The organism is Shimia sp., from assembly GCF_041624275.1.
Classification (GTDB): Bacteria; Pseudomonadota; Alphaproteobacteria; order Rhodobacterales; family Rhodobacteraceae; genus Shimia.
In genome coordinates this window covers 1-8,893 of record NZ_JBFJVE010000134.1, presented here as the reverse complement: position 1 = coordinate 8,893, position 8,893 = coordinate 1, and the positions used below count along the sequence as shown (strand labels likewise).

Genomic DNA, 8,893 nt, shown 5'->3' with positions numbered 1-8,893 from the left:
CCCATCCAGGAATAGACCCGGATCAGGAACGAGGTCCAGAACGGCAGGATCACCAGCATCAGCAGGGTGGCACGCCATTCGCGGGGGGCGCGCGCCATGCCATAGGCGATCGGATAGCCGACCAGCAGGGTCAGCACGGTCGAGGCAAGGGCGATCTTCAGGCTCGACAGATAGGCTTTCCAATAGAGGTCATCCTCGGTCAGGAAGACGAAGTTCTCGAAGTCCAGTTCAGACAGGAACTGCTTGAACCCGGCCCAGCCCGCCGCCAGTTCCAGTTTTGGCAGATAGGGCGGAATCGCCAGCGCGGTGTCGGACAGGGCGATTTTCAGGACGATGGCAAAGGGCACCAGGAACAGCGCCAGAAGCCACAGATAGGGAATCGCGATAAGGGCAAAGCGGCGCATGGTTCAGCGCTCCAGCAGGACACCGGCGGTGTCTGTCCAGCTCAGCCAGACCTCGTCGTTCCAGGTAAAGCTGCGCCGCGACAGCCGGCGGTTGTTGGCGGTCTGCGCCTTGAGGATCTGCCCGCCGGCCAGTTCGACGTGATAGGTCGAGATATTGCCGAGATAGGCAATGTCGAGAATCCGGCCACGCACCGCGTTGGCCTGCTCGGGCTGCTCGGCGGTGATCGCCACCTTTTCCGGCCTGATCGCGAAATGCACGGTCTGGCCCTGTGCAAAGTCCCGTGTCGGGGTGCCGAGAATCTCGGGCTGACCTTCGCCCCAGGCAATGCGCAGGCGGTCGCCGTCGCGGCCGGTCGCCCTGCCTTCGATCAGGTTCACCTCGCCGATGAAATCGGCGACATAGGTCGAATTGGGGTTCTCGTAGATCGCGTCCGGGGTGGCGACCTGGATGATCTCGCCGTGATCCATCACCGCGACCCGGCTGGCGACGGTCATCGCCTCTTCCTGGTCGTGGGTCACGATCACGAAGGTGGTGCCGGTCTTTTCCTGGATGTCCATCAGCTCGAACTGGGTTTCCTGGCGCAGTTTCTTGTCCAGCGCCCCCAGCGGTTCGTCGAGCAGCAGCAGTTTGGGGTGCTTGGCCAGCGACCGGGCCAGCGCCACGCGCTGACGCTGACCGCCCGAGATCTGGTGCGGTTTGCGGCGGGCGAATTTCTCCAGCCGCGTCAGGCGCAGCATTTCCTCGACCCGGTCGTTGATGTCGGCCTTGGCCATCCGGTCGCGGCGCAGGCCAAAGGCGATATTGTCCCAGATCGAAAGATGCGGGAACAGCGCATAGGACTGGAACATCATGTTGACCGCGCGCTTGTTCGGCGGCACCGGCGCGATGTTCTGCCCCTGAAGCAGGATGTTGCCCTCGCTCGGGGTTTCGAAACCCGCCAGCATCCGCATCAGGGTGGTCTTGCCACAGCCCGAAGGGCCGAGCAGGGCGAAGAATTCCCTTTCGTAGATGTCGATGGTCAGGTCGGCGATGGCCACGAACTCGCCGAACCTCTTGGTGACATTCTGAAACCGAATGATCGGTTCGGCTGCGGGATCATCCCAGGGAGCAAAAGCGTCTAGCGCCATGATCGGCCTCCGGTTGGTCGAAAGAAAGGCCCGCGCGGAAGGGCGCGGGCCGCAGGGGTGACGGGGTCAGGTGCCCGACTTGATCTTGGTCCACATGCGGGTCACGACCCGCTGCGTCTTGGCGTCATAGGGGCGCGTCGTATAGAGGTTCTTCAGCGTGTCCTCATCCGGGTAGATCGCGGTGTCGCCGATCACGTCCTCGACCAGAAGCGGCTGCGCGGCCTTGTTGCCATTGGCATAGTAGACGTAGTTCGATGCCGCTGCCGCGTTTTCGGCCTGCATGATGTAGTTCAGGAAGACATGCGCTGCCTCGGGGTTCGGTGCATCCGCCGGAATCGCCATCTGGTCGAACCACATCAGCGCGCCCTCGCTGGGGGCGTTATAGGCGATCTCGACCCCGTTATCGGCCTCCCAGGCGCGGTCGCGGGCCTGCAGCACGTCACCCGACCAGCCGAAGGCGACGCAGATGTCGCCATTGGCCAAACCGTTGATATATTCCGACGAATGGAATTTCTGGACGTAGGGGCGCACCGCCGTCAGCACCGCTTCGGCCTTCTGGATCACCTCTTTCTCGTGGCTGTCGGGGTTTTCGCCCAGATAGGCCAGCGCGGCGGGAATCATCTCGGCCGGCGCGTCGAGGAAATGGACACCGCACGCGGCCAGCTTTTCCATGTTGGCCGGGTCGAAGATCAGCGACAGCGAGCCGACCGGGGCGTTCTCGCCCAGAACTTCCTGCACCTTGCCCAGGTTGACGCCGATGCCGGTCGTGCCCCACATGTAGTTGATCGAATAGGCATTGCCGGGGTCATATTGCTCGGTGCGGGCGGCGATCACGTCCCACATGTTGCCGTGATTGGGCAGCTTGCCCATGTCCAGCTTCTGAAAGGCACCGGCGGTGATCTGGCGTTGCAGGAAGGTGCCCGAGGGCACCACGACGTCATAGCCCGAGCCGCCGGCCAGCATCTTGGTTTCCAGAACCTCGTTGGAATCGAAGACGTCGTAGATCAGCTTGATGCCGGTTTCTTCTTCGAACTTGGTCAGCAGGCTTTCGTCGATATAGTCGGACCAGTTATAGACCCGCACTTCTTCGGCTCCGGCGGCGGCCGCACCCAGCGCGGTGGTGATGGTCAAAGTCAGAAGAGTGTGTTTCATTATGTGCTCCCTGTGGATGAAAGGGCGCAGGGCCCGATGCAAAAATGGTGTGATTAATTTGATCAAGTTTTGCCGATATGGCAACATAACTTTGCATTGGGCAAGTGATTTTACGTCTTGAAACAGGATCAGAGGACAAGAACCGAAGCGATGGCAGGTACTGAAAAACGGCAAACCGCTCAGGTATATGCTGATGAAAACTCTCAGCGTATTCCCATTCATCAGCAGGTCTATGAGCAGCTCAGAAACCAGATCCTTTTTGGTGAGCTTGCGCCCGGACAGGCAGTAACGATCCAAGGGTTGGTACGGGATTTGGGGGCCGGAATGACGCCGGTTCGCGAGGCGATTCGCCGCCTGACCTCGGAAGGGGCGCTTGAATTTCAGGGCAATCGGCGAGTCTGTGTCCCAATGCCCACCGCCGCCGGAATCGAGGAACTGATCTTTGCCCGCCGCATGCTTGAACCCGAGCTGGCGGCAAGGGCGGCAAGGCATGCGGGAAAAGACGACATTCGTGCCCTGACCGAGATCGACAACCGTCTGGATCGCGCCATCGCGCAGGGCGATGTCGGTGCCTATCTGCGTGAAAACCATGCCTTTCATGCCCGGCTGTACGATATGGCCCGGGCGCCGATCCTGACCGAGATCGCCAATGGGCTGTGGTTGCGATTCGGTCCGCCGCTGCGCGTGGTCTGCGGCCGCATGGGCACGCGGAACCTGCCCGACCAGCACAAGGAAATGCTCGAGGCGCTGCGCGACAACGACCCGGACCGTGCGGCCAAGGCAGTCGAAGAGGACATCGTTCAGGGGATGGACCAGATGCTGGATGCGCTGAAGTTTGCACAAATCAATCCGGTCTAGATTGACAGTTCAAAATTTGATCATATTCTGAGCGCAGGACATCGACGGGCCGCAAGGTCGGCGCCACCTGCATGCGAGGATTGCCATGAACATGATCACCAACCATCTGCCCACGGCAGAGCTTCAGGCGCTGGACGCCGCCCATCACATCCACCCTTTCACCACCCAGGACGAGCTTGCCGCCAAGGGGGCGCGGATCATCACCCGCGCCTCGGGCGTGACGCTGACCGATTCCGAGGGCTGCGAGATCCTCGACGCGATGGCGGGGCTGTGGTGCGTCAACATCGGCTACGGGCGCGACGAGCTGGCCGAGGTCGCGGCCCGCCAGATGCGCGAGCTGCCCTTCTACAACACCTTCTTCCAGACCACCCATGTGCCGGCGATCGCGCTTGCGGCCAGGCTGGCCGAACTGGCGCCTGCAGATCTCAACCACGTGTTCTTTGCCGGGTCGGGCTCCGAGGCCAATGACACCAACATGCGCATGGTGCGCACCTATTGGGCGCAGAAGGGCAAACCCGACAAGAAGATCATCATCAGCCGCAAGAACGCCTATCACGGCTCGACCATGGCCGGGGCCAGCCTTGGCGGCATGACCCCGATGCACGAGCAGGGCGGGCTGCCGATTCCCGACGTGCATCACATCGACCAGCCGCATTGGTACGAGGAAGGCGGAGACATGGACCGCGAGGACTTCGGCCTGATGCGGGCGCGCGAACTCGAGAAGGCGATTCTCGACCTCGGCGAGGACCGGGTGGCGGCCTTCATCGCCGAACCGGTGCAGGGCGCCGGCGGGGTGGTGATTCCGCCCGACAGCTACTGGCCCGAGATCCAGCGCATCTGCGACAAATACGAGATTCTCCTGATCGCCGACGAGGTGATCTGCGGCTTCGGGCGCACCGGCAACTGGTTCGGCTCGCAGACTTTCGGCATCCGGCCGCATATCATGACCATCGCCAAGGGGCTGAGCTCGGGCTATGCGCCGATCGGGGGCTCGATCGTCTGCGACGAGGTTGCCGAGGTGATCGGCGGCTGCGAGTTCAACCACGGCTATACCTATTCCGGGCATCCGGTGGCGGCGGCGGTGGCGCTGGAGAACCTGCGCATTCTCGACGAAGAGGGCATCATCGACACCGTGCGCACCGAGACCGGCCCCTATCTGGCCGAGAAATGGGCGACGCTGGCCGATCATCCGCTGGTCGGCGAGGCGCGCTCGGTGGGGCTGATGGGCACCCTGGCGCTGACGCCGGACAAGGCGGCGCGCGCGCCCTTTGCCGGGGACAAGGGCGACGTCGGCTATATCTGCCGCGAATTCTGCTTTGCCAACAACCTGGTGATGCGCCATGTCGGCGACCGCATGATCATCGCGCCGCCGCTGGTAATCACCAAAGCCGAGATCGACACGCTGGTCGCGCGGGCCAGGACCGCGCTTGATCTGACCCTCGAGAAGATCAAGAAAGACGGCCTTTACGAATGAATCGCCTCTGCGGCGTGGCGGGAAACCGCCACCCGCGGCGGCATTGCGCGACAACTGCCGCCCTGTTTCAGCGCCACAGAGCCGTGGATCGGCGAAAATGGCACGCCGACTCTCATTTTTGCCGTTTTGACATTGCCCCGGCATGTCGCGTTTCACCTGCCAAATGTCGCTCTCGCCGCTCGGAATGTGGCTTCGCTGTCTAGTCTTGTTGTTGCATGCCGGTATTGCACTGCCCTGCCTGGCTGTGTTTACATCGGGGAACAAGCGCAGGACCAAACTGCCGTTCAAACATTCAGGGAGCCTCTTTTGGCGAATTCTGTTTCAAGCGACGCGTTCGTCGAGTTCGACCGCGTGCAAAAAAGCTATGACGGCGAAACGCTCGTCGTCAAAGACCTCAACCTCTCTCTGCCCAAGGGCGAATTCCTCACGATGCTTGGGCCATCCGGTTCGGGCAAGACCACCTGCCTGATGATGCTGGCCGGTTTCGAGACCGCGACCCATGGCGAGATTCGCCTCGACGGCAAGGAAATCAACAACATTCCGCCGCACAAACGCGGCATCGGCATGGTGTTCCAGAACTACGCTTTGTTTCCGCATATGACCATCGGCGAGAACCTGAGCTTCCCGCTCGAGGTGCGCGGCATGGGCAAGTCCGAGCGCGAAGCGAAGATCAAGCGGGCGCTGGACATGGTCGAGATGGGCGCCTTTACCACCCGCCGTCCGGCGCAGCTTTCGGGCGGTCAGCAGCAGCGGATCGCGCTTGCACGGGCGCTGGTCTTCGAACCCGAGCTGGTGCTGATGGACGAACCGCTGGGCGCGCTCGACAAGCAGCTGCGCGAGAAGATGCAGTTCGAGATCACCCACCTGGCGCACAATCTCGGCATCACCACGGTCTATGTCACCCACGACCAGACCGAGGCCCTGACCATGTCGGACCGGGTGGCGGTGTTCAACGACGGGGTGATCCAGCAGCTGGCGCCGCCGGATCTGCTGTATGAAGAGCCCGAGAACAGTTTCGTGGCCCAGTTCATCGGCGAGAACAACACGCTGGAAGGCACGGTCAAGGAAATCAACGACGGCATCGCGCTGGTTCAGCTGGACGATGGCGAGTTGATCGATTGCAAGCCGATCAACGTCAGTCAGCCGGGCGAACGCACCCGCGTGTCGATCCGCCCCGAGCGAGTCGAGTTCAACAAGGACCGGCTTCAGGAAGGGGCGCACCTGCTGAAGGCAGAAGTGCTCGAGTTCATTTACATGGGCGATATTTTCCGCACCCGCCTGCGGGTTGCCGGCAATGATGAGTTTATCATCAAGTCGCGCAACGCGCCGGATCAGGTGCGTTTGCAGGCTGGCCAGCAGATCGAAATCGGCTGGCTGCCAGAAGACTGCCGGGCGCTCGACGCCTGACAGTCCAATAAGAAAACGCAACGGGCAGCAAAGCCCGGCGCAACCAACTACATGTTCCAAAGGGAGAAACACATGACCTTTACCAAAACCGTTTTCGCATCCAGTGCGCTGGCACTGGCCGCCGGACTGGCCTCGGCCGAGTCGATCACCGTCGTCAGCTGGGGCGGCGCCTACACCAAGTCGCAGGTCGAAGCCTATCACAAGCCCTGGATGGCCAAGACCGGCAACACCGTCGTGTCCGAGGACTATTCGGGCGGTCTGGCCGAGGTGAAAAGCCAGGTCGAGTCCGGCACCGTGACCTGGGACCTGGTCGATGTCGAGCTGTCCGACGCGGTGCGCGGCTGCGACGAGGGCCTGCTTGAGGAAATGGATCACTCGATGCTGCCGGCGGCCCCCGATGGCACCCCGGCCGCCGAGGATTTCATTGACGGCGCCCTGACCGACTGTGCGGTGGCCAACATCGTGTGGTCGACCATCTTCGCCTATGACAGTTCGAAAACCCCCGGCGTCGATTCGATCGACGACCTGTTCGACCTCGAAGCCTTCCCGGGCAAGCGCGGCCTGCGCAAGAACCCCAAGGCCAACCTGGAAATGGCGCTGATGGCCGATGGCGTGCCGGCCGGCGAAGTCTATGAGCTGCTGTCGACCCCGGAAGGTGTGGACCGCGCCTTTGCCAAGCTCGACACCATCAAGGACAGCGTTGTCTGGTGGGAAGCCGGCGCCCAGCCGCCGCAGCTTCTGGCCGATGGCGAAGTGGTGATGTCGACCGCCTATAACGGCCGCATCTTCAACGCCGCCGCCGGCGAAGGCAAACCCTTCGAAGTGGTCTGGGACGGCCAGATCATGGACTTCGACCTCTGGGTCATGCCCAAGGGCGCACCCAACAAGGAAGCAGCGATGGACTTCGTGGCCTTCTCGACCGACACCCAGCGTCTGGCCGATCAGGCGACCTATATCTCCTATGGTCCGGCCCGCAAATCCTCGGGTCCGCTCGTCGGTCTCTATCAGGACGGCAAGACCCAGATGGGTCCGCACATGCCGACCGCAGCCGACAACCTGAAGAACGCTCTGGTCAATGACTTCGAGTTCTGGGCCGACAACCAGGACGAGCTGAACGAGCGTTTCAACGCCTGGCTCGCGAAGTAAGCCATTCGGCAACGGCGGGGGCCCGACTTGGCCCCCGCCTCCCCCAATCCTCCAATGATTTCCGAGGCCCAGCGCATGTCTGACATTTCCGGCCCTCTTCTTGCCGCCGACGGCACCCCGCTCAGGCGGAAGCTGTCACAGGCGATGTTCCGCAGCCGGGCCCGCGCCTTCGGTCTGGCGTTTCCGCTTCTGGCCTTCATCCTTGTGGCCTTCATCGTTCCGATCATCATCCTGCTGTGGCAGGGGGTCTATGACGACCGCTATGCCAAGCTGATGCCGAAATCGGCCGAAGCGATGGCCGAATGGGACGCGGTCAGCGATCCGACCGAGGCCATGGCGGCGGCGATGGTCGCCGACCTGATCGTGGCCAAGGAAGAAAAGACCATCGGCCGGGTCGCAACCCGGGTCAACCGCGAGCTTTCCGGCACCCGCAGCCTGTTCACCAAATCTGCCCGCAGTGCCAACAAGATGGAGGCGCCCTTCATGGAGGCGCTCATCAAGAAGGACAGGAAATGGGCCGATATCGAGACCTGGAAGGCGATCAAGATCGCTTCGGTCAAGTTCAACCCCGGCTATCTCGCGGCCTCCATCGATCTGAAGTACAACGCCGACGGATCCTTCACCCGGCAGGATGAAGAGCGCCGCATTCATGGCTTCCTGTTCTACAGGACGCTGGAAATCTCCTTCCTGGTGACGGTCTTCTGCCTGATCCTCGGCTATCCGGTGGCCTATCTCTTGTCGACACTGCCGGCGCGGACCTCGAATCTCTTGCTGATCCTGGTGCTGCTGCCCTTCTGGACCTCGCTTCTGGTGCGGACCACGGCCTGGATCGCCATGTTGCAGGGGCAGGGGGTGATGAACGATCTGTTCGTGGTGTTCGGCTTTGCCACCGACGACGACAGGTTCAGCCTGATCTACAACAAGACCGGCACCCTGATCGCGATGACGCATATCCTGCTGCCGTTCATGATCCTGCCGCTCTATTCGGTGATGAAAACCATCCCGCCTTCCTATGTGCGGGCGGCGAAATCCATGGGCGCGACAAATTTTACCGCCTTCCGCCGGGTCTATTTCCCGCAGTCGGTTCCGGGCATCGGCGCTGGCGCGCTCTTGGTGTTCATCCTCGCCATCGGCTATTACATCACCCCGGCACTTGTCGGCGGACAGGATGGCCAGATGATTTCCAACATCATCGACTTCCACATGCGTAAATCGCTCAACTGGAACCTCGCCGCGGCGCTGGGCATCGTGCTTCTGGTGTTCGTGCTGTTCCTGGTCTGGATCTACGACCGTGTCGTGGGCATCGACAACATGAAACTCGGAT

7 protein-coding genes and 1 pseudogene are annotated in these 8,893 nt (G+C 61.9%); 5 read left to right on the top strand and 3 right to left on the bottom strand.

Features of this window, described 5'->3' with window-relative positions; translation table 11 throughout:
* The 3 genes and pseudogenes from ABZD10_RS10960 to ABZD10_RS10950 form a co-directional block, all read right to left on the bottom strand.
* Positions 1 to 404, bottom strand: a pseudogene (locus tag ABZD10_RS10960) (ABC transporter permease); the annotation flags it as partial.
* 3 nt (positions 405 to 407) lie between these two features.
* Complete coding sequence (locus ABZD10_RS10955) at positions 408 to 1,532, bottom strand: ABC transporter ATP-binding protein (protein ID WP_372886481.1); 1,125 nt, start codon at positions 1,530 to 1,532, stop codon at positions 408 to 410.
* Positions 1,533 to 1,598: 66 nt separating this feature from the next.
* Complete coding sequence (locus tag ABZD10_RS10950; protein WP_372886480.1) at positions 1,599 to 2,684, bottom strand: polyamine ABC transporter substrate-binding protein; 1,086 nt, start codon at positions 2,682 to 2,684, stop codon at positions 1,599 to 1,601.
* Positions 2,685 to 2,834: 150 nt separating this feature from the next.
* On the opposite strand from ABZD10_RS10950, the gene ABZD10_RS10945 reads away from it, so the two are divergent.
* The 5 genes from ABZD10_RS10945 to ABZD10_RS10925 form a co-directional block, all read left to right on the top strand.
* Complete coding sequence (locus ABZD10_RS10945; RefSeq protein WP_372886479.1) at positions 2,835 to 3,542, top strand: GntR family transcriptional regulator; 708 nt, start codon at positions 2,835 to 2,837, stop codon at positions 3,540 to 3,542.
* A gap of 85 nt (positions 3,543 to 3,627) precedes the next feature.
* On the top strand, positions 3,628 to 5,016 hold the full coding sequence (locus ABZD10_RS10940) for an aspartate aminotransferase family protein (RefSeq protein WP_372886478.1): 1,389 nt from the start codon (positions 3,628 to 3,630) through the stop codon (positions 5,014 to 5,016).
* A gap of 306 nt (positions 5,017 to 5,322) precedes the next feature.
* Positions 5,323 to 6,423 (top strand): ABC transporter ATP-binding protein, encoded by a 1,101-nt coding sequence (locus tag ABZD10_RS10935; RefSeq protein WP_372886477.1) that lies wholly within the window; start codon positions 5,323 to 5,325, stop codon positions 6,421 to 6,423.
* Between the two features lie 72 nt (positions 6,424 to 6,495).
* Positions 6,496 to 7,569, top strand: a complete 1,074-nt coding sequence (locus ABZD10_RS10930) for an ABC transporter substrate-binding protein (RefSeq protein WP_372886475.1) — start codon at positions 6,496 to 6,498, stop codon at positions 7,567 to 7,569.
* A 75-nt stretch (positions 7,570 to 7,644) separates the two neighbouring features.
* A partial coding sequence (locus ABZD10_RS10925) for an ABC transporter permease (RefSeq protein WP_372886474.1) occupies positions 7,645 to 8,893 on the top strand: 1,249 nt, incomplete at its 3' end.

Coding starts and splice junctions, on each gene's coding strand:
- ABZD10_RS10930 (WP_372886475.1), top strand. CDS start 6,496: ATGACCTTTACCAAAACCGTTTTCGCATCCAGTGCGCTGGCACTGGCC.
- ABZD10_RS10950 (WP_372886480.1), bottom strand. CDS start 2,684: ATGAAACACACTCTTCTGACTTTGACCATCACCACCGCGCTGGGTGCG.
- ABZD10_RS10940 (WP_372886478.1), top strand. CDS start 3,628: ATGAACATGATCACCAACCATCTGCCCACGGCAGAGCTTCAGGCGCTG.
- ABZD10_RS10945 (WP_372886479.1), top strand. CDS start 2,835: ATGGCAGGTACTGAAAAACGGCAAACCGCTCAGGTATATGCTGATGAA.
- ABZD10_RS10955 (WP_372886481.1), bottom strand. CDS start 1,532: ATGGCGCTAGACGCTTTTGCTCCCTGGGATGATCCCGCAGCCGAACCG.